We start from the raw sequence: 18,710 nt of genomic DNA, 5'->3' as shown, positions 1-18,710 counted from the left end.
CGTCAGTGCAGCATTTCCAGCGCCACCGGATACAGCGACGCTACCAGCAGCAGCGCCATGCCCACATTGAAGGCGCGGATCGCCCAGGGCTTGTGCAGCACGCGGCGCAGCGCCGTGCCGAAGGTCACCCAGATGCCGATGCTGGGCAGGTTGACGATGCCGCAGACTACGGTGGCGATGACCAGATTGGCGAAGAAACCGTTCTGCGGCGTGTAGGTGGCGATCACGCCCACGGCCATGACCCAGGCCTTGGGGTTGACCCACTGGAAGGCGGCGGCCTGCAGGAAGGTGAACGGCTTGCCGCGCGTCTCGCCGTCGTCCATTTCACCTGAATTCGCGATCTTCCACGCCAGGTACAGCAGATAGGCCGCGCCCGCGTACTTCAGCACGGTGTACAACTGCGGCACCTGCTGGAACACCGAGCCCAGTCCGATGCCGACCAGGAAGATCATGAAGGTGAAGCCCAGGTTCACGCCCAGCAGATGCGGCACGCTGCGGCGGAAGCCGAAATTCAGGCCGGATGAGGCCAGCATTACGTTGTTGGGTCCGGGCGTAATGGAGCTGACCAGCGCGAACATGGCCAGGGGGCCCAGCAAGGACAGGGACATCAGAGGCACGTCGGCCCAGTTGGAGGGGAGCAGATTCATTCTTTGGTCCTGACGATGGCGCGGCGTCCGCCGGCGATGACGGCGATCACGGCAGCGGCGAAGACATACGTCGCCGGTTCCACCGATTCGCCAAACAACAATGCGGCCGCCACCACCGTCAGGAACGGTTGCAGCAACTGCACCTGGCCGACCCGGGCGATGCCGCCCACGGCCAGGCCGCGATACCAGGCAAAAAAGCCCAGGAACATCGATCCCAGCGCCAGATAGGCGCTGGCGTAGATCACCGGGGCGCTGGGCCAGCTGGCCTGCTGCGCCGCCATCCAGCCGACTGGCGCGGCCACCACGGGGGCGCTGATCACCAGGGCCCAGCAGATGGTGCGCCCGCCGCCCAGCGTGCGGGAAGCGCGCGCGCCTTCGGCATAGCCCATGCCGCCCAGCAACACGGCCAGCAGCAGCCACAGATAGCCCGTCTGCAGGGCGCCTTCACCTTGGCGTAGCGCATAGGCCGTCACCAGCGCGGCGCCAAGCACGGCCCAGGCCCAGAAGGCGGGCGAGGGGCGCTCACCGCTGCGCAACGCGGCAAAGGCCGCGGTCGACAGGGGCAGCAGCCCATTGAAGACGGCGCCCTGCGACGCGGGCACGGTCTGCATGGCGAGCGAGGACGCCAGCGGCCAGCCCACCACGATGCCCAGGGCGGCCAGGATCACGCCGGGCCATTCCTCGCGGTTGGGCCGGCGGGCGCGCGTCAGCCAGAGCACGGCAATCGCCGGCACGGCCGCCAGCAGCGCGCGGCCCAGTCCCACCAGCAGCGGCGCCAGCTCGCCGACCGCCAGGCGCGTCATGGGCAGCGTCAGGGAAAAGACCAGCACTCCCAGAAAACCATAGCCGTACCCCTCCCATAGCCCAGCGGGGGCGCCAGGCGCAGCCTGGGAGGTCGGATAGAAAGCGGGACGGGTCATCGCAGCCACCAAGGTAGGGGAACGCCGCGGGCATCGCGCCCATCCGCTATTGCGGGTTTTCGGCATTGCTGTCACTCTACGCATAGTTGTCGGTACAGTACCGGTACACTTTTGCATATCACTTTAATCACTGGCCTGGTGAAATCCCCATGACAGTTGCTTCCGCCGCGACCGCCTCCATGCCTTGGCAGCCCGTGCGCCAGGCCGACGCCACCCTGGTGGCGCAATTGGCCGACGGGCTGGCGCGCCGCATCGATGAACAGGGCCTGCGGCCCGGCACCCGCCTGCCGTCGATCCGCAAGATGGCCGAACAGTCGGGCGTCAGCCGCTTCACCGTGGTCGAGGCCTACGACCGCCTGGTGGCCCGCGGCCTGGTGCAGTCGCGGCGCGGCGCGGGATTCTTCGTACGGGCGCGCAGCGGGCAACTGGCCGCCGTGGCCAGCGCGGCGCCCGCGGCGTTCACGCCGCCTGCGCGGATCGACGTCGCCTGGCTGCTGCGCAGCATGTTCCGCGACACCAATCCTTCAGGCATGCCCGGCGGCGCGGGACTGCTGCCCGCGGACTGGCTGGACCCCGAGATGGTGGCAGGCGCGGTGCGCGCCGTGGGCCGCTCCGTACGCGGCCATCTGGTCAGCTATGGGCATCCCCAGGGCTTCGGCCCCTTGCGCCAGCAGATCGCCGCCTTCCTGCAGAACGACGGCGTGCCTGCGCATCCGGAACTCAATCTGCTCACGACCAACGGCGTCACGCACGGGCTGGACCTGATCGCGCGGCACCTGGTCAAACCGGGCGACACCGTACTGGTCGAAGACCCGGCATGGTTCGTCATCTTCGGCCGGCTGGCCGCCTTCGGCGCGCGCCTGATCGGCGTGCCGCGCGGCCCGGACGGCCCCGACACGGCGCTGCTCGAACAGCTGGCGGCCCAGCACAAGCCCAAGCTCTTCATCATCAACGGTTCGGTGCACAACCCCACCGGCCACACGCTGTCGGCCGGCGCCGCTTACGACATCCTGCGCATCGCCGAACGCCACGATTTCCTGGTGGTCGAGGACGACACCTACGGCGAACTGCATCCAGGCGGCGCCATGAAGCTGGCCGCGCTGGACCGCCTGAAGCGGGTGATCCTGGTGGGCGGCTATTCCAAGATGCTGGCGGCCAGCCTGCGGGTGGGCTATCTGGCCGCGAATCCCGAGATCCTGCAGAAGCTCGCCGACCTGAAGATGCTGGCCGGCCTGACCTCGCCAGAACTCGGCGAGCGGGTGATCCACCGGGTGCTGATGGAAGGGCAGTACCGCCGCCACATCGAACGCGTGCGCCTGCGGGTGGACGATGCCCGCCAGCGGTGCCTGAAAGGACTGCTGAAACTGGGCTTGACGGTGCATCACGAGCCCCACGCCGGCATGTTCGTCTGGGCCGACTACGGTCGCGATACCGAGGCGCTGGCGCGCGTGGCGGCCGACCACGGCATGCTGCTGGCGCCGGGCACGCTGTTTTCCCCGTCCCAGGCGCCGTCAACGATGCTGCGCTTTTCGGTCACGATCGCCGATCATCGGGGCGTCTGGACCGATCTGGAAAAAATCTTCGCGCAAAACGTCTCCAGCAATCAATAATAGAAAGCTGTCTCTTTGAAGCCATTGAAGGAACCGCCATGTCCGCACCCATCAAACCCCTGACCCAGAATTTCGCCGTCGCGCCCCAGCTCGGCCCGGACGACATGGCGGACGTCGCCGCCGCCGGCTACAAGAGCGTGATCATCAACCGTCCCGATTTCGAAGGCGGCCCGGACCAGCCCACCGCCGCAGACGTGTCCAAGGCCGCCCTGGCCGCCGGCCTGCAGATCGAATACCAGCCCGTCGTGGGCAGCGCCATGACCGCCGCCGACGTGGTGCGTTTCGCCGAGCTGTTGCGCACGCTGCCCGGCCCGGTCCTGGCGTACTGCCGCACCGGCACCCGCTGCACCAATCTGTTCGCCGCCGCCCAGCAGCTGGGTTGAACGCAGGCTTGACGCGCGTCAAGGCGCGCCGGGTTCGGTTGATGTGAACCTGGCGCGTTTCCGGTAGCATGGAGGTACCTCACAAACAGGAGCAGGCAAGATGTTCAAGAAGATCCTGATTCCCACCGACGGTTCTCCGCTCTCGGCCCAAGCCGCCAATGCCGGCATTTGCTTTGCGCGTTCCGTGGGCGCTGAAGTCGTCGCGCTCTACGTGACCCAGCCTTTCGCGGCAACGATCGGTTTTGACGGCATGGCTGCCGCTTACGCCATCACCGACGAAGACTACGAAAAGGCCTCCGCCGAGCAGGCCGACAAGTACCTCAAGCAGATCACCGACCGCGCCGACACCGCTGGCGTGAAGTCCGAGTCGCGCGCCGTGTCGAACTTCAACGTTGCCGACGGCATCGTGCAAGCCGCCGCCGACGCCGGCTGCGACCTGATCTTCATCGGCAGCCACGGCCGCAGCGGCCTGTCGCGCCTGCTGCTGGGCAGCGTCACCGCCAAGGTCCTGTCGCTGGCCAGCACGGCAGTGCTGGTGTATCGCGTCAAGGAAGAAAAGAAGTAGCCTGCCGCATCAACCGCCGCGGAATGCTCTACGGAGCTGCCCCAGGCTGGTGCATGGCTACCGAGCCCCTCCCGCTGGAGGGGCTTTTTTTATCCTTGGCCTTTGCAGGGACTAGGCTTGTTTCCTGGCGCGCCGCGCGTAATATTTACGCATCAGTGCGGGCGCGGTTCCGCGATTCTCAAGCACCCTACGCGGCATGGCGCCCGCCGCGGCAAGGCCCGGTCGGGCTTGCCGTCTTCGCCCGGTAGTTCACTGCAAGGGAAGAGGCCATGACTCGCAAGACGCGTATCGAGCTTTACCGCAATATCGGCATCAGCGCCCACATCGACGCGGGCAAGACGACGACCACCGAGCGCATCCTCTTCTATACCGGCATCACCCACAAGATTGGCGAGGTGCACGACGGCGCCGCCGTGATGGACTGGATGGAGCAGGAACAAGAGCGCGGCATCACCATCACGTCGGCCGCCACCACCGCCTTCTGGAAGGGCATGGCGGGCAATTATCCCGAACACCGCATCAACATCATCGACACGCCGGGCCACGTCGATTTCACCATCGAGGTCGAACGCTCCATGCGCGTGCTGGATGGCGCGGTCATGGTCTACGACGCCGTGGGCGGCGTGCAGCCGCAGTCGGAAACCGTCTGGCGCCAGGCCAACAAGTACAAGGTGCCGAGGCTGGCCTTCGTCAACAAGATGGACCGGGTCGGCGCGGACTTCCTGCGCGTGCAGCGCCAGATCGCCGAGCGCCTGAAGGGCGACGCCGTGCCCATCCAGCTGCCGGTGGGCGCCGAGGACCATTTCGAAGGCGTGATCGACCTGGTCAAGATGAAGGCCATCATCTGGGACGAGGCCAGCCAGGGCGTGCGCTTCGAGTACCGCGACATTCCCGCCGCAATGCAGGCGCAGGCCCAGGAATGGCACGACAAGATGGTGGAGAAGGCGGCCGAAGCCAACGAAACCCTGCTGGAAAAATACCTGTCGGGCGAACCCTTGACCGAAGACGAGATCAAGCAGGGTCTGCGCATGCGCACCATCGCCAACGAAATCGTCCCCATGCTCTGTGGCAGCGCGTTCAAGAACAAGGGCGTGCAGGCCATGCTGGATGCGGTCATCGACTACATGCCTTCGCCGGTGGACGTGCCTGCGATCAAGGGCCATGACCAGCGCGACCACGAAATCGAACGGCATCCCACCGACAACGAACCGTTCTCGGCGCTGGCCTTCAAGATCATGACCGACCCCTTCGTCGGCCAGCTGGTGTTCTTCCGCGTCTATTCCGGCGTGGTGAAGTCGGGCGACTCCGTTTTCAATCCCATCAAGGAAAAGCGGGAACGCCTGGGGCGCATCCTGCAGATGCACGCCAATGAACGGCGCGAAATCACCGAGGTCTACGCGGGCGACATCGCCGCGGCGGTGGGCATCAAGGACGTCACTACCGGCGACACGCTCACCGACCCGGCCCACATCATCATCCTGGAGCGCATGGTCTTTCCGGAGCCCGTCATTTCGCAGGCGGTGGAGCCCAAGACCAAGGCAGACCAGGAAAAAATGGGCATCGCGCTGGGCCGCCTGGCGCAGGAGGATCCGTCCTTCCGCGTGCGCACGGATGAAGAGTCCGGACAGACCATCATTTCCGGCATGGGCGAGCTGCACCTGGAGATCCTGGTCGATCGCATGAAGCGCGAGTTCGGCGTCGAGGCCACGGTGGGCAAGCCCCAGGTCGCGTACCGCGAAACCATACGCAAGACCTGCAACGAGGTCGAGGGCAAGTTCGTCAAGCAATCCGGCGGACGCGGCCAGTACGGCCATGTGGTGCTCAAGCTTGAGCCGCAGGAGCCCGGCAAGGGCTATGAATTCGTCGACGCCATCAAGGGCGGCGTGGTGCCGCGCGAATTCATTCCGGCCGTCGACAAGGGCATACGCGAAGCACTGAACGCCGGCATATTGGCGGGCTACCCCGTGGTGGATGTGAAGGCGACGCTGTTCTTCGGTTCGTACCACGACGTGGACTCGAACGAGAACGCCTTCAAGATGGCGGGCTCGATGGCCTTCAAGGAAGGCATGCGCCGCGCCGATCCCGTGCTGCTGGAACCCATGATGCAGGTCGAGGTGGAAACGCCCGAAGACTTCACCGGCAACGTCATGGGCGACTTGTCCTCGCGGCGCGGCATGGTGCAGGGCATGGAGGACATCGCGGGTGGCGGCGGCAAGCTGGTGCGCGCCGAAGTGCCGCTGGCCGAAATGTTCGGGTACTCCACCTCGCTGCGGTCGCTGACCCAGGGGCGCGCGACCTACAGCATGGAGTTCAAGCACTATGCCGAGGCGCCGCGCCAGGTGGCGCAGGAAGTGATGGCGGCCCAGGGCTCGGGCCGCTGAGTCAACGTCAGGCGGGGGCGGCGGCCGTGGCCGCCGCCGCGCGCATGCGCGACGAGGCCAGTTTCACGCCCAGCAGAATCATCACGAAGCCGTAGGCATGGAACAGCTGCGGGGCCTCGCCCAGCAGCGGCCAGGCCAGCAGCGCGGCATAGACCGGCACCAGGAACATCGACAGCCCCGCCGTGGCTGGCCCCGCCTGGCTGATCAGGCGGCCGTACACGTAGTACGCGCCCAGGCTGGGCACCACCGCCAGGAACAGCAGCACCGCGGCCAGCCGCGGATCGCCCCAGGGCGGCGTGGCGCCGGCCGCAGCCTCGATCGCGGCAAAGGGCGCCAGGGCCAGCACGCCGCCCAGCATCATGGCCGCCAGCCGGGCGCTGTCCGGCACCGCGGGCAGACTCAGCCGCTTTTGCAGCACGGTGTAGAAGGCCCAGCCGGTGGCGGCCAGCAGCACCCAGAGGTCGCCCTGGCCGAAATCCAGGCGGGCCAGCGTCTGCGCATCGCCGCGCGCCAGCACCACCAGCACGCCGCCCAGGGCCAGCGCCAGGCCCGCGCCGCGCAGGGCGGACAGCGGCTTGCGCCAGATGATGGCTTCCAGCAGCGCCACCAGGATAGGGCTGCACGAAAAGATCAGGGCGATATTGGTCGCGCTGGTGTTCTGGGCGCCGATGTACTGCGGTGCCACGGCCACGCCCATACCCAGCACTGCCAGCGGCGCCAGCGACGGCAGGGCGCGCCACAAGGTCTTGCGGTGCGCGCGCAGGGCGGGCGCGGCAAGCGGCAGCAGGATCAGCAGGGCGACCAGCCAGCGGCCGAAGGCCAGAAAAACAGGAGGGAGGTTGGCATCATGGGCCCAGCGGGCCGCCACCATGTTGGAGGCGAATAGCGCCGGAGCGGCGAAAAGCATGGCGGTGCCGGACAGGCCCAGGCCGGATCTTGCGGGTGCTGCTGCTGCGAGAGACATGGTTTCCTGCCGCGCGGATCGGCGCGCGGCGTGCTGCGTTGATACTGCCGGCGCCTGCGCCGGGTTATGCCGCAGCGTGGACGCCGAAATCGGACGGGCGGGATAGGTGACCGTCTTGCAGGAGAGTCTACGGGCAGGAGGACAAAATAGGTTTCCTGATTCACGCCATATTTGGGGAATCAGGAGAATAGTTGTCTTGTAGAATTAGTTTTTGCAGGGAAAATATCTTCGTTATCCGTCCATCATGCCCGCATCGCCCAAAATCGACGAAACCGACCGCAAGATCCTGCGCGCGCTACGCGCCGACGGACGCCTTACCAACCTGAAGCTGGCCGAGCAGGTGGGGCTGTCGCCCACGCCCTGCTGGAACCGGGTCAAGGCCCTGGAAGAGGCGGGCGTGATCGAAGGCTACGCGGCCCTCTTGAACCAGAAAGCGCTGGGCCTGCCGGACACCGTCATGATCGAGGTGACGCTGGAACATCACGACGACGACACGCTGGCGCGCTTTGGCGAAGAGATCACGCGGCTGCCGGAAGTGGTCGAGGCCTTTCTCGTGACGGGCGAGTACGACTATCTGATCAAGGTGGCAGTGGCGGGGACCGAAGGCTACGAGGAATTCCTGCGCAAGCGGCTCTACAAGCTGCGCGGCGTGCGGCACAGCCGATCCACCTTTGTGTTGCGGCGCTTGAAGCACACGCCTTCGGTCGAACCCTGAGGCGCGCGCTGCGGCCGGGCAGATCCGGCGTCAGCCGTTGATGAAGGCTTCGATGGCGCCGTTGAAGGCGCGCGGATTGCCCAAGTTCATGCCATGCGACGATCCCGTGATCGTCACCCGCTGCGCCTGCGGCAGCCATTGCGACAACGCGTCCAGCACGGCCGGGTAGGGGGCAGGGCTGAGCGCGCCGCCAATCAGCAGGGTCGGCAGCTTCAGCGTGCCGATCTGCGCCGGCGTCAGCGCTTCGGGCTTCTCCTCGGCCTGTCCGAACAGCGTGCCGACGTTGTCGCGCACCATCTCCTTGAACCACGGCACCATGCGTTGCCAGGTGTCGGGGCCAGTCACGGTATCCACGAACAGCGCCAGGCCGTCTTCGATCTCGCCGTCGCGGATGAGCGCCAGCGCGCGCTGGCGAAAACCGCCGCGCAGGTCGTCGTCACCAGGCAAGGGCAGGCCCGGGTCGGCCAGGGTCAGGCTGCGCAGCGCGCCGGGCTGCTGCAGCGCCGCTTCCAGCGCTACGCGGCCGCCGCGGGAATGCCCCACCAGATGGGCCGGTTCGCCCGCCACGGTATCGATGAACTCCAGCACGTCGCTGGCATGCTGTTCGATCGAAAAGCCATCACCCTCGCCATCCCAGGTCTCGGGCCAGTAGCGGCGCAGGCATACCGCCAGCACGCGGAACGACTTGCCCAACGGCGCCATCTGCGACTTCCAGTAGCGGCAGTCGGACAGGGAACCGTGCACCAGCACCAGAGGCGCGCCGCTGCCGTACTCGGTGTAGGACAAGGCGTAGCCGCCGATCAGGGCGGTTTGCAGGGGCAGGACGGGTTCGGAACGCATGGGTGTCGGATGGGAAAGCCAGGAGCGCATTCTAGCCCGCAGGCGCCGGGCCCCGGCGCTGATAAACTCGTTTTCCGATCCCTCGGCGCGCTGGCCGCGCTGATTTCCCAACTCCACGGAGCCGCCCCGATGTCGCCTGAGTCCCTTGCCGCCTTGCCCGAATCCGCCCAGCGCGTCGCGCGCCTGCTGCTGGAGCTGGGCCATGACAAGCCCGTGGTCGTCCTGCCGCAAACCGGCAAGACCTCGGCGGAAGCGGCGGCGGGGCTAGGCTGCGAGGTTGCGCAGATCGCCAAGTCCATCATCTTCCGGCGCGCCTCGGATGACGCGCCGGTGCTGGTCATCGCCAGCGGCGCGAACCGCGTAGACGAGGCCAAGGTGGCCTCGCAGGTGGGCGGGCTGGCCAAGGCGGACGCGAAGTTCGTGCGCGACATGACCGGCTACGCGATCGGCGGCGTCTGCCCCATCGGCCATGCGGTCAAGCCGGTGATGCTGTTGGACGCGGATCTCTTCAACTACGACAGCCTGTGGGCCGCCGCCGGGCATCCGCACGCGGTGTTCAACCTGACGCCGCGGCAGTTGGCGGACATGACCGGCGCGCCGGTCGTGGATGTGGCGCTGCGCGCCTGACATCGCGCCGTCTCGCGCTCAGTGCGGGTGTACTTGCAGCCCGTCGATCAGCACCTGCCGCAGGCCGCGCGAGCAGGCCTCCACCCGTCCTTCCACCCCGTAGACCGCCGCCAGCGATGCCGGCGTGATCACATCCGCCGGCAGCCCCTCGGCGTGCAGCCGGCCATCATGGATCATGACGGCCCGGTCGGCGTGCTGCAGCGCCACGTTCAGGTCATGCAGCACGATGACGCTGATCAGGCCGTGCTCCAGGGTTTCCTGCCGCAGCAGTTGCATGACGTGGAACTGGTAGTTCAGGTCCAGCGCCGAAAGCGGCTCGTCCAGCAGCAGTACGCGCGGATGGCGGATCAAGGCCTGCGCCAGTCCCACCAGTTGCTTCTGTCCGCCGGACAGCGAATCCAGGTACTGCAAGGCCAGATGGGCAATGCCCAGGCGCTCCAGCAGCCGGTCTATGGCGTGCATGTCCACCGGCGTACCCAGGCCGTCGCCGGCCTTGGCCGCCACCAGCACGGATTCGAACACCCGCAGGTGCACGGCGGCGGGCAGGCCCTGGGGCAGGTAGACCACGTGCCGCGCGCGTTCGCCGAAGCTTTGTCGCAGCAGGTCGCGGCCGTCCAGCGTGACGTTGCCGGCGCGCACGCGGACCAGGCCCGCCAGTGCCTTGAGCAGGGTGGATTTGCCGCTGCCATTGGGGCCGAGCAGGGCGGTCACCTGGCCGGCGGCCAACTCGGGTATCGACAGCGCATGCAGCACGTCCGTGCGTCCGTAGCCGGCGGTGAGGCCGCGCACGGATAGCGTCGTTGCAGAAGCGGTGCGCGGCGCGGTCATGGCATCTGCCGGCGCAGCACCACCGACGCAAAAAAGGGTATGCCGACCAGTGCCGTCACGATGCCTACCGGCACGATCACGCCCGGCATGAGGTTCTTGGAGGCGATCGACGCCAGCGACAGGATCACCGCGCCCACCAGCGCGCTGCCCGGCAGGAAGAACCGGTGGTCCTCGCCAAACAGCCGCCGCGCAATGTGCGGCGCGACCAGCCCGATGAAGCCTATCGTGCCGACAAAAGCCACGGCCAGCGCCGACAGCAGGCTGACCCGGGCCAGCGCCGCGACGCGCACGCGGCGCACGTCCACGCCGAAGCTTGCGGCGCGGTCTTCACCCAGGCGCAGCGCGGTCAGCTTCCAGGATTGGCGCATGGCCAGCGGCAGCGCCATTGCGAAGGCCGCAGCCAGCACGCCGACCGTGATCCAGCTGGAACGCGACAGGCTGCCCATGGTCCAGAACACCAGGTTCTGCAGCGCCTCGGCGCTGGCCATGAACTGCACCAGCGACACCAGGGCATTGAAGGTAAACAGCATGGCAATGCCGAACAGCACCACGCCCGACGTATTCATGCCGCCCCAGCGGGTCACGGCGTCCAGCATCAGCGCCGCCAGCAGCGCAAACAGGAAGGCGTTGCCCGCCACCAGCCAGCCGGCGGGGACGCCGGGCAGGCCCAGCTGCAGCACGATGGCCAGCGAGGCGCCAAAGGCCGCAGCGGACGACACGCCCAGCGTGAACGGGCTGGCGAGCGGGTTGTTCAGGATGGTCTGCATTTCCGCACCCGCCATTCCCAGCGCCATGCCGACCAGAGCCGCCATCAGCGCCGATGGCAGGCGGATCTCCCACACGATCACGCGTGTGGTTGGATCGGCCGCGGCGGGAGCCGTGAGCGTCTGCCACAGTTCGCCCCAGGGCAGGCCCGAAGGGCCAACCGTGAAGTCGGCCAGCAGCGCAATGAAAAGCGCCGCCAGCAGCAGGGCGATAAGCCCTGCCCGGCGGCGCAGGATGTGCTGGTAAGCGGCAACCGCGCTCGCGGCAGGCGGCATTACTGCAGCAGCTGGAGACGGCTCTTGGCCGTGTTGGCGGCCGGCGTGGTCGGGTAGTCGCGCACGATGCGCTGCAGCGTGGTCTTGGCACCGGCGCGGTTGTTCATTTCGATCTGGCTGCCGGCGATGACCAGCAGGGCGTCCGGTGCGCGCGCGTTGTCCGGGGCCTTCTGCACCATGGCGTTCAACTGCTCGATGGCGCCCTTGAAGTCCTTCAGCGCATAGCGGCTGCTGCCCAGGTAGAACTGGGCGCTGGGCGCGAGCTGGCTGGCAGGGTACAGGGCGGTGAAGGCGGCCAGCGATTCGGACGCTTCCTTGTACTGGCCCTTGCGGAACAGATCGATCGCGCCGTCATAGGCGGCCTGTTCCTGGGGATCGCCAGCGGAGGCCCCCGGCGGATTGGCGCTGCCCGCCGCGCCGCCCGGCTTGGCCGAGGGCTGCTGGCGCGACACCAGTTCGAGCTGGTCGCGCAGTTGGGCGACTTCCTGCTGCAAGGCCTGGATCTGGTCGGCCAATTGCAGCTTGGCGCGCTGGCTTTGTTCGTTCTGCTGCTGCACCTGTTGGCGCAAGTCCAGGATGGCCCGGCGGGCTTCATCGTCGGAAAAAGCGTGGGCGGGCGCCGCAAGGGCGGCAAGCACCAGGCCGGTGGCCGCAATCAGAGGACGCAGGGACAGAACGTTATCGCGCATGAAAATTCCCGGGTATAAAAACAAACGTCGGGACGGCCGGTTGACCGTCCCGACGCGTGGTAGGGCTCTAGACTATACGAAAAAGCTTAGCGGCGATAAACGATATCGGCGCGGCGGTTTTCCGCGAAGTCGGCTTCCGACGTGCCAGTCGCCTTCGGCTTTTCTTTACCGAAGCTGATGGTTTCGATCTGGTTGTCGCTGACGCCCAGCAGGGTCATCATGCGGCGCACAGCGTCGGCACGGCGCTGGCCCAGGGCCAGGTTGTATTCAGCGCCGCCGCGTTCGTCGGTGTTACCTTCGATCTTGATGGTCTGCTGCTGATGCGAGGCCAGGTACTTGGCGTGGGTTTCGACCAAGCTGCGGTACTGGTCCGACACCGTGTAGCTGTCGAAGTCAAAGTACACCGAGCGCTGTTGCGCCAGGATGCTTTGGGGGTTGAAGGGATCAAGGATCTGGCCAGAGGCCGAGGATCCTTGGCCAGCGCCTCCGCCCTGACCCGCTTTATCGTCGAGAGGGACGGAGCTGCAAGCTGCCAGGGCGGCAGCCAGAGCGGCGATGGTTAGGCTTTTGGCAATGCGCGACTTCATGATAGTTCCTTTGCAAAGAGAGTCACACGTGTTATCGGGTAAATGGGCCCCAAGTCGGTTCACGTATTTCCCCATTCAGTACCGAAAGCGTCTGCCGTACGCGGCCATCGCTCGAGACACCAGCAAGCACGCTACGGCCATTTTGGATGGCTGCGTAGAGGACTTGCATTCCATTCGGCGCAAAACTCGGGGACTGATCGTCACGACCATCAGTCAACAAGGTCTCGGAGCCTGAGGACAGGTTCAACGATGCGATTCGAAACGCGCCGTCGCGTCTTGCAACGTACAGCAGCGTCGATCCATCGGGGGAAATTCGGGGTGATATGTTGTAACCACCATTAAACGTGAGGCGGCGTGCTTCGCCACCACTCGAGCCGGTCTGGTAGATCTGCGGCCCGCCGCTGCGGTCACTCGTAAAGATAATGGAAGCACCGTCTGGCGTAAAGCTCGGTTCGGTGTCAATCCCGGGAGAACGCGTAACTCGGGTCGGATTCGAGCCGTCGGTCGCGCCAACGATGTAAATTTGCGACAAACCATCGCGGGTCAGAGCCACCGCCAGCTTGCTGCCATCGGGCGACCAGCCGGGCGCACTGTTGTTGCCCTTGAAGTTGGCGACGGGCGAGCGGGCGCTGGTTGCCAGATTGTGCACGTAGACGACAGGTTTGCCGGATTCGAAGCTCACATAGGCGAGCTTGGAGCCATCGGGCGACCAGGACGGCGAAATGATGGGCTCGCGCGAACGCAGGGCGACCTGCGGGTTCTGTCCGTCGGCGTCCGCCACCTGCAGTTCGTAGGTGGCGCCCTTCTTCAGCACGTACGCGATACGGGTCGAGAAAACGCCCTTAACGCCGGTGATCTTCTCGTAAATGCGGTCGGCGATCTGGTGCGCCACGCGACGCAGTTCCTGCTCGGTGCCCGAGAACGCCACGCCGTCCAGCTGACTCTTCTTGACCGTGTCGGCCAGGCGGTAGCGCACGTCGTAGCGGCCGTCGGCGCCGCGCACGATGCTGCCGTAGGCGATGAAGTCGGCGCCCTTGCCGCGCCAGTCGTCATGGGCGATGGGGGAGTCCACGTTCAGGCCGGAACCGGCGGCGTTGATCAGGCGAAACTGGCCCGTGCGGGTCAGGTCGGCGCGGATGACTTCGGCCAGGGCGCGGCCATGGGTGTCGTCGACCGCGAAATCGGCGATGGCCACGGGGTATTGGGTGGCGCCGGTACCGGAAATATCGACGCGCAGCTGCGCATGGGCGGGCTTGATGGCCATCAGGCAGGCCAGGGCCAGCATCAGCAGCCCGAGTCCATACGATCGCCAGAGAGCGAGGGGGGGTACTCGTCGGCTATAAGCGGGAGTCATATTCATCAATCTCCTGTCAATCATACATTCTGTACACAACGTCAATAATGGGTTCGTAGCGGCCCGTCGAGGGCTTCGGGAAGGGGTTGCAACGGCGGATGCCCGTCTCGACCGCACGGTCGAAGCCGGCATTGCCCGAAGAACTGGTCAAGGTGACGCCGTTGACCTTCCCGTCGGAACCTAACTGTACCCGGTATTGTGCCGTGGGATTTTCCGATCCGCTGCGGGGCGGGGGCGGATAAGCCACCCCGGGTTGCACGCAGGCGCGGACCTTGGCGCCATAGCCGCTGTCGCGTCCGCCGCCCGCCTGATTGCGGTCGGCGGTGCCGCCGGGGATGCCGGCGGCGCCCAGGGCGTCGTTGCGGAAGGCATCCTTCAGCGCCTTGTCGGCGGCGGCCTTCTTGGCGGCTTCTTCCTTGGCCTTCTTCTCGGCCGCGGCTTTCTTCTCGGCGGCAGCCTTCTCGGCAGCCGCCTTTTCAGCCTTTTCTTCCGCAGCCTTCTCGGCAGCGGCCTTTTCGGCGGCAGCCTTTTCCGCCGCGGCCTTCTTGGCAGCGTCGTCCTTGGCCTTCTTCTCGGCGGCAGCCTTGTCGGCGGCGGCTTTCTCGGCGGCCTTTTCGGCAGCAGCCTTTTCAGCGGCCTGGCGTTCCTGCTCCAGGCGCTTCTTTTCCTTCAGCTCGGCCTGCTTGCGTTCTTCGTCGAGGCGCGCCTTTTCCTTGGCGGCTTCGGCGGCCTGGCGTGCCTTTTCCTCTTGCTCGCGCTTTTTCTTGGCTTCCTGCAGCGCGATCTCGGGATCGACTTCCTCGGTCTTGGGCTGGGCCTCGGGCTCAGGCTTGGGAGGAGGGGGCGGCGGCGGGGGAGGCTCGGGCGCCTTTTCAGGCTCGGGCTTCGGTTCCGGCTTGGGCTGCGGCTTCGGGGGGTCGGGTTGCGGCGTGGGCGGCGGGGAGTCGGGCGAGTTGCCGTCTGCCCAGAGCTGTACCTGCACGGGGCCGGGGCTCTCGGAGCGCCAGTTCACGCCAAAGATCAAGACGATCAGCAGCAGCACGTGCACGGCCACGGCCAGGATCAATGCCTTCCGGTTGTCGTGGTTGGGCGGGGTGGCCGGGGGGCCGCTGCGGTGTCGGATTATGGGTGGCGTCATGAGCGTTGCATGCCGGCGGCGCCGGCGGAAGGCGTCGCGTTAGCGTTTTTTCGCGGGAGCAGGCTGGGATGCGCCGGCGGACTGGTCCACCAGCAGACCCAGGCGGGTGATGCCGCTGGTGCGAAGTTCATCCATGACCTTCACGACCGTCTCGTAGGGCACCTTGCCGTCGGCGGCGATGACCACCGGGGTTTCCGCGGTAATTCGCGAACGCACTTGCGCCACCAGTTCGGGGCGCGCGATGTCCTGCATGGTGGCGCCGGGTTCGCGCACGCGCAGGGCGATCTTGCCGTCTTCCGAAATCTGGACTTCCAGCGGCTTGACCGGCACGTCCGAGGCCGCGCCAACGGAGGGCAACTGGATCAGGCCGGGCGTGATGAGAGGGGCGGTCACCATGAAGATGACCAGCAGCACCAGCATCACGTCAATGTACGGCACCACATTGATGTCGGCCTTCATGCGGCGGCCGGACCTGCCGCGTGAGCTTACCGAGGGCATTAGCGCACCTGCCGTTGCAGAATGTTCAGGAATTCATCGACGAAGCTGTCGAAACGGATCGAGATGCGATCGATGTCGTTCGTGAAGCGGTTGTAGGCGACCACGGCGGGAATGGCCGCGAACAGGCCGATGGCGGTGGCGATCAGCGCTTCCGCGATGCCGGGAGCCACCGAGGCCAGGGTGGCCTGCTGCATGTTCGACAGGCCGATGAAGGCGTGCATGATCCCCCAGACCGTACCCAGCAGGCCGATGTAAGGGGACACGGAGCCGGCCGAAGCCAGGAAGTTCAGGTGCGATTCCAGCGAATCCATCTCGCGCTGGTAGGCGGCGCGCATGGCGCGGCGCGGGCCGTCCAGCAGGGCGGTGGCGTCGCCGGAGGCATTGCCGCGGCGGGCTTTCAGGAATTCGGTCATGCCGGCATCGAAGATGCGAGCCAGCGCGCCTTGCTCGTCGCGGCGCGAGGCCACGGCCTGCTGCAACATGGACAGGTCGCCGCCCGACCAGAAATCGTCTTCGAAGCGGCGGGTCTGGGCATGGGCCCGCTTGATCGCCAGCCGCTTGGCGAAGATATAGGTCCAGGACATGATCGAAATGCCCAACAGCATCAGCATGATCAGCTGGACCGGCACGCTGGCGTGCGAAATCAGCGAAAGCAACGACATGTCGTTGGTGACTTGCATGGTTATTCCTGAATGAATTCCAGTTTGGCGCGAACGTCAGCCGGCAACTCCGCCGGCCGCATGTGAACGGCATCGACGCAGCAGACTTGGATGTTGCCTTCGGCAAGCAGTTCCCCGTCGCGTTCCGCGCGTTGCGCGAAGTGTATCGAAGCGCGGCCCAGTCGTGTGACCCGGCTGCGTATCGTCAGTAAATCGTCCAGCCTGGCCGGCTTGCGGTAGGACATGTCCAGCGAGCGGACAACGAATAGACGTTGCTCGCTGACCGCCAGGTTGGACTGGTTGACCCCCAGGTCGCGCAGCCACTCGGTGCGTGCGCGCTCCAGGAATTTCAAGTAGTTGGCGTAGAAAACCACTCCGCCTGCATCCGTGTCCTCGTAATAGACACGGACCTGCAGGACGGATTCGGCGGACTTCGGATCGGTCACGATGGATAGGAAAGGGCAGTCGGGACGCGGAAAGTCCGTAGTTACTATAAAGTTTACAGCGTGTCGAGTTTCGTCAGCACGGCTTCAAGCGCGGACTCTACCGGAATCTTGGCCGCTTCGGTTTCCCGACGGGCCTGCAATTCCACCACACCATCGTTCAGCCCGCGTTCTCCAACTGTTACACGCAGCGGGGCGCCGATCAGCTCCCATTCAGCAAACATCACGCCCGGGCGGGCATCGCGGTCGTCCAGGATGACGTCCACGCCGCGCGCCAGCAGGGATTCATAGAGCTTTTGCGCGGTGTCACGCACGGTTTCACTTTTGCCCCAGCCGACCGGGCAGATTACCACTTCGAAGGGGGCGATCGCGCGCGGCCAGATGATGCCGCGGGCGTCGTGGTTCTGCTCGATGGCCGCGCCCACGATGCGGGTCACGCCGATGCCGTAGCAGCCCATTTCCAGGACGGCGGGCTTGCCGGTTTCGTCCAGGAAGGTGGCCTTGAGGGCTTCCGAGTACTTCTTGCCCAGGTAGAACACGTGGCCGACTTCGATGCCGCGCTGGATCGACAGGGTGCCCTTGCCGTCCGGCGAGGGGTCGCCGGCAACCACGTTGCGCAGGTCCGCCACCAGTTCGGGCTCGGGCAGGTCACGGCCCCAGTTCACGCCTTGGATGTGGAAGTCTTCCTTGTTCGCGCCGCAGACGAAATCGGCCATGTTGGCCACGGTGCGGTCGGCAATGACGTGCACGGGGCGGACGGTCTTGACCGGGCCCAGGTAGCCCGGCTTGCAGCCGAAGGTTTCGACGATCTCGGTTTCCGTGGCGAAACGGAAGCCCGCCAGGCCGGTCAGCTTGCCTGCCTTGATTTCATTGAGTTCGTGGTCGCCGCGCAGCAGCAGCAGCCAGATGTCGGCGCCTTTCTCGCCGTCGGTGGCCAGCACGATGGACTTGATCGTGCGCTCCAGCGGCAGGCCCAGCAGCTTGGCCACGTCTTCGCACTTGGCGGCGCCCGGCGTGGGCACTTCGGCCATGGCCTGGGCGGGTTCGGCGCGGGTGGGGTACAGGCCGGGGGCCTCGGCCAGTTCCATGTTGGCGGCGTAGTCCGAGTCGGCGTTGTAGACCAGCAGGTCTTCGCCGGTGTCGGCGATCACCTGGAATTCGTGGCTGCGGGTGCCGCCGATCGAGCCCGTGTCAGCGGCCACGGCGCGGAATTCCAGGCCCAGACGACCGAAAATGCGCATGTAGGCGTTGAACATGGTGTCGTAGCTGGCCTGCGCGCCGGCTTCGTCGCGGTCGAACGAATAGGCGTCCTTCATGGTGAATTCGCGGCCGCGCATCAGGCCGAAGCGCGGGCGGCGCTCGTCCCGGAACTTGGTCTGGATGTGATAGAAGTTCACCGGCAGCTGGCGATAGCTGTGGATTTCATTGCGCGCGATGTCCGTGATGACTTCCTCGGACGTGGGCTGCAGCACGAAATCGCGCTGGTGCCGGTCCTTGATGCGCAGCAGCTCGGCGCCGTATTGCTCCCAGCGGCCCGACTCCTGCCAGAGCTCGGCCGGCTGCACCACCGGCATCAGCAGCTCGATCGCACCCGCGGCGTTCATTTCTTCGCGGACGATGGCCTCGACCTTGCGAATGACTTTCAGCCCCAGGGGCATGTAGGTGTAGATGCCGCCCGCGAGCTTGCGGATCATCCCTGCCCGGGTCATCAGCTGATGGCTGGCGACTTCGGCTTCGGAAGGGGCTTCTTTGAGGGTGTTGATGTGGTAGTTGGATGCGCGCATGTTTAAAGGTGGCTGCAGATACGTATAATCGATCGTAA

20 protein-coding genes are annotated in these 18,710 nt (G+C 66.1%); 6 read left to right on the top strand and 14 right to left on the bottom strand.

Translation table 11 applies throughout. The annotated features are described in order from the left end of the window. Window positions 1–2 precede the first annotated feature (2 nt). Window positions 3–647 carry a LysE family translocator gene (locus tag IB257_RS28780; RefSeq protein WP_054458487.1) on the bottom strand — a complete coding sequence of 215 codons (645 nt, stop codon included), beginning with the start codon at window positions 645–647 and terminating at the stop codon, window positions 3–5. Further along, window positions 644–1,567, bottom strand: a complete 924-nt coding sequence (locus IB257_RS28775) for a DMT family transporter (protein WP_175181732.1) — start codon at window positions 1,565–1,567, stop codon at window positions 644–646. The genes IB257_RS28780 and IB257_RS28775 overlap by 4 nt, the downstream gene beginning before the upstream one ends. 149 nt (window positions 1,568–1,716) lie before the next feature. On the opposite strand from IB257_RS28775, the gene IB257_RS28770 reads away from it, so the two are divergent. From IB257_RS28770 to fusA, 4 genes are all read left to right on the top strand, one after another. Further along, on the top strand, window positions 1,717–3,177 hold the full coding sequence (locus IB257_RS28770) for a PLP-dependent aminotransferase family protein (protein ID WP_054458490.1): 1,461 nt from the start codon (window positions 1,717–1,719) through the stop codon (window positions 3,175–3,177). Window positions 3,178–3,215: 38 nt separating this feature from the next. After that, on the top strand, window positions 3,216–3,560 hold the full coding sequence (locus tag IB257_RS28765; RefSeq protein ID WP_042796377.1) for a TIGR01244 family sulfur transferase: 345 nt from the start codon (window positions 3,216–3,218) through the stop codon (window positions 3,558–3,560). Between the two features lie 100 nt (window positions 3,561–3,660). Then, a complete protein-coding gene (locus tag IB257_RS28760; RefSeq protein ID WP_013391481.1) occupies window positions 3,661–4,125 on the top strand; it encodes a universal stress protein in 465 nt (154 codons plus the stop codon). Window positions 4,126–4,394: 269 nt separating this feature from the next. Continuing rightward, on the top strand, window positions 4,395–6,506 hold the full coding sequence (fusA, locus tag IB257_RS28755; protein ID WP_054458492.1) for an elongation factor G: 2,112 nt from the start codon (window positions 4,395–4,397) through the stop codon (window positions 6,504–6,506). A gap of 7 nt (window positions 6,507–6,513) precedes the next feature. On the opposite strand, the gene IB257_RS28750 is transcribed toward fusA, so the two are convergent. Further along, window positions 6,514–7,470, bottom strand: a complete 957-nt coding sequence (locus IB257_RS28750; RefSeq protein ID WP_225589286.1) for a DMT family transporter — start codon at window positions 7,468–7,470, stop codon at window positions 6,514–6,516. 244 nt (window positions 7,471–7,714) lie between these two features. On the opposite strand from IB257_RS28750, the gene IB257_RS28745 reads away from it, so the two are divergent. After that, window positions 7,715–8,185, top strand: a complete 471-nt coding sequence (locus IB257_RS28745; protein ID WP_054458496.1) for an Lrp/AsnC family transcriptional regulator — start codon at window positions 7,715–7,717, stop codon at window positions 8,183–8,185. Between the two features lie 30 nt (window positions 8,186–8,215). Here IB257_RS28745 and IB257_RS28740 read toward each other — a convergent pair whose 3' ends face one another. Next, window positions 8,216–9,025 (bottom strand): alpha/beta fold hydrolase, encoded by an 810-nt coding sequence (locus IB257_RS28740; RefSeq protein ID WP_054458499.1) that lies wholly within the window; start codon window positions 9,023–9,025, stop codon window positions 8,216–8,218. 129 nt (window positions 9,026–9,154) lie between these two features. Between IB257_RS28740 and IB257_RS28735 the strand changes: the two genes are divergently transcribed. After that, a complete protein-coding gene (locus IB257_RS28735; protein ID WP_054458501.1) occupies window positions 9,155–9,652 on the top strand; it encodes a YbaK/EbsC family protein in 498 nt (165 codons plus the stop codon). Window positions 9,653–9,670: 18 nt separating this feature from the next. On the opposite strand, the gene IB257_RS28730 is transcribed toward IB257_RS28735, so the two are convergent. The 10 genes from IB257_RS28730 to IB257_RS28685 all read right to left on the bottom strand — a co-directional run bounded on the left by IB257_RS28730 (window position 9,671) and on the right by IB257_RS28685 (window position 18,672). After that, window positions 9,671–10,480 (bottom strand): ABC transporter ATP-binding protein, encoded by an 810-nt coding sequence (locus IB257_RS28730; protein WP_192493187.1) that lies wholly within the window; start codon window positions 10,478–10,480, stop codon window positions 9,671–9,673. Further along, window positions 10,477–11,520 (bottom strand): iron ABC transporter permease, encoded by a 1,044-nt coding sequence (locus tag IB257_RS28725; RefSeq protein WP_192493186.1) that lies wholly within the window; start codon window positions 11,518–11,520, stop codon window positions 10,477–10,479. Before IB257_RS28725 ends, IB257_RS28730 begins: the two co-directional genes overlap by 4 nt. Then, the gene (gene ybgF / locus IB257_RS28720; RefSeq protein WP_054458506.1) at window positions 11,520–12,209 is read right to left on the bottom strand and encodes a tol-pal system protein YbgF; all 690 of its coding nucleotides are present in this window, start codon (window positions 12,207–12,209) and stop codon (window positions 11,520–11,522) included. Before ybgF ends, IB257_RS28725 begins: the two co-directional genes overlap by 1 nt. An 86-nt stretch (window positions 12,210–12,295) precedes the next feature. Next, window positions 12,296–12,796 (bottom strand): peptidoglycan-associated lipoprotein Pal, encoded by a 501-nt coding sequence (pal, locus tag IB257_RS28715; protein ID WP_042796384.1) that lies wholly within the window; start codon window positions 12,794–12,796, stop codon window positions 12,296–12,298. 31 nt (window positions 12,797–12,827) lie between these two features. Next, the gene (gene tolB, locus IB257_RS28710; RefSeq protein WP_054458554.1) at window positions 12,828–14,150 is read right to left on the bottom strand and encodes a Tol-Pal system beta propeller repeat protein TolB; all 1,323 of its coding nucleotides are present in this window, start codon (window positions 14,148–14,150) and stop codon (window positions 12,828–12,830) included. A 16-nt stretch (window positions 14,151–14,166) separates the two neighbouring features. Continuing rightward, a complete protein-coding gene (tolA, locus tag IB257_RS28705) occupies window positions 14,167–15,288 on the bottom strand; it encodes a cell envelope integrity protein TolA (RefSeq protein ID WP_192493185.1) in 1,122 nt (373 codons plus the stop codon). 39 nt (window positions 15,289–15,327) lie between these two features. Next, a complete protein-coding gene (locus tag IB257_RS28700) occupies window positions 15,328–15,786 on the bottom strand; it encodes an ExbD/TolR family protein (protein WP_054458509.1) in 459 nt (152 codons plus the stop codon). Then, a complete protein-coding gene (gene tolQ / locus IB257_RS28695; protein WP_054458511.1) occupies window positions 15,786–16,466 on the bottom strand; it encodes a protein TolQ in 681 nt (226 codons plus the stop codon). Before tolQ ends, IB257_RS28700 begins: the two co-directional genes overlap by 1 nt. A 2-nt stretch (window positions 16,467–16,468) precedes the next feature. After that, window positions 16,469–16,891 (bottom strand): tol-pal system-associated acyl-CoA thioesterase, encoded by a 423-nt coding sequence (gene ybgC, locus IB257_RS28690; protein WP_054458513.1) that lies wholly within the window; start codon window positions 16,889–16,891, stop codon window positions 16,469–16,471. A gap of 53 nt (window positions 16,892–16,944) precedes the next feature. Beyond that, window positions 16,945–18,672 (bottom strand): proline--tRNA ligase, encoded by a 1,728-nt coding sequence (locus IB257_RS28685; RefSeq protein ID WP_192493184.1) that lies wholly within the window; start codon window positions 18,670–18,672, stop codon window positions 16,945–16,947. Window positions 18,673–18,710: the final 38 nt, after the last annotated feature.

This window comes from Achromobacter sp. ACM03 (assembly GCF_014851665.1).
Lineage (GTDB): Bacteria > Pseudomonadota > Gammaproteobacteria > Burkholderiales > Burkholderiaceae_B > Achromobacter > Achromobacter aegrifaciens.
This window is presented reverse-complemented; position numbering and strand designations above follow the sequence as displayed.

Excerpts from the sequence above, each read along its gene's own strand:
- IB257_RS28740 (WP_054458499.1), bottom strand. The coding sequence starts at position 9,025 with ATGCGTTCCGAACCCGTCCTGCCCCTGCAAACCGCCCTGATCGGCGGC.
- IB257_RS28685 (WP_192493184.1), bottom strand. The coding sequence starts at position 18,672 with ATGCGCGCATCCAACTACCACATCAACACCCTCAAAGAAGCCCCTTCC.
- IB257_RS28745 (WP_054458496.1), top strand. The coding sequence starts at position 7,715 with ATGCCCGCATCGCCCAAAATCGACGAAACCGACCGCAAGATCCTGCGC.
- IB257_RS28770 (WP_054458490.1), top strand. The coding sequence starts at position 1,717 with ATGACAGTTGCTTCCGCCGCGACCGCCTCCATGCCTTGGCAGCCCGTG.
- pal (WP_042796384.1), bottom strand. The coding sequence starts at position 12,796 with ATGAAGTCGCGCATTGCCAAAAGCCTAACCATCGCCGCTCTGGCTGCC.
- ybgF (WP_054458506.1), bottom strand. The coding sequence starts at position 12,209 with ATGCGCGATAACGTTCTGTCCCTGCGTCCTCTGATTGCGGCCACCGGC.
- fusA (WP_054458492.1), top strand. The coding sequence starts at position 4,395 with ATGACTCGCAAGACGCGTATCGAGCTTTACCGCAATATCGGCATCAGC.
- tolQ (WP_054458511.1), bottom strand. The coding sequence starts at position 16,466 with ATGCAAGTCACCAACGACATGTCGTTGCTTTCGCTGATTTCGCACGCC.
- IB257_RS28765 (WP_042796377.1), top strand. The coding sequence starts at position 3,216 with ATGTCCGCACCCATCAAACCCCTGACCCAGAATTTCGCCGTCGCGCCC.
- IB257_RS28730 (WP_192493187.1), bottom strand. The coding sequence starts at position 10,480 with ATGACCGCGCCGCGCACCGCTTCTGCAACGACGCTATCCGTGCGCGGC.
- IB257_RS28780 (WP_054458487.1), bottom strand. The coding sequence starts at position 647 with ATGAATCTGCTCCCCTCCAACTGGGCCGACGTGCCTCTGATGTCCCTG.
- IB257_RS28760 (WP_013391481.1), top strand. The coding sequence starts at position 3,661 with ATGTTCAAGAAGATCCTGATTCCCACCGACGGTTCTCCGCTCTCGGCC.
- IB257_RS28725 (WP_192493186.1), bottom strand. The coding sequence starts at position 11,520 with ATGCCGCCTGCCGCGAGCGCGGTTGCCGCTTACCAGCACATCCTGCGC.
- IB257_RS28700 (WP_054458509.1), bottom strand. The coding sequence starts at position 15,786 with ATGCCCTCGGTAAGCTCACGCGGCAGGTCCGGCCGCCGCATGAAGGCC.
- tolB (WP_054458554.1), bottom strand. The coding sequence starts at position 14,150 with ATGACTCCCGCTTATAGCCGACGAGTACCCCCCCTCGCTCTCTGGCGA.
- IB257_RS28775 (WP_175181732.1), bottom strand. The coding sequence starts at position 1,567 with ATGACCCGTCCCGCTTTCTATCCGACCTCCCAGGCTGCGCCTGGCGCC.
- IB257_RS28735 (WP_054458501.1), top strand. The coding sequence starts at position 9,155 with ATGTCGCCTGAGTCCCTTGCCGCCTTGCCCGAATCCGCCCAGCGCGTC.
- IB257_RS28750 (WP_225589286.1), bottom strand. The coding sequence starts at position 7,470 with ATGTCTCTCGCAGCAGCAGCACCCGCAAGATCCGGCCTGGGCCTGTCC.
- tolA (WP_192493185.1), bottom strand. The coding sequence starts at position 15,288 with ATGACGCCACCCATAATCCGACACCGCAGCGGCCCCCCGGCCACCCCG.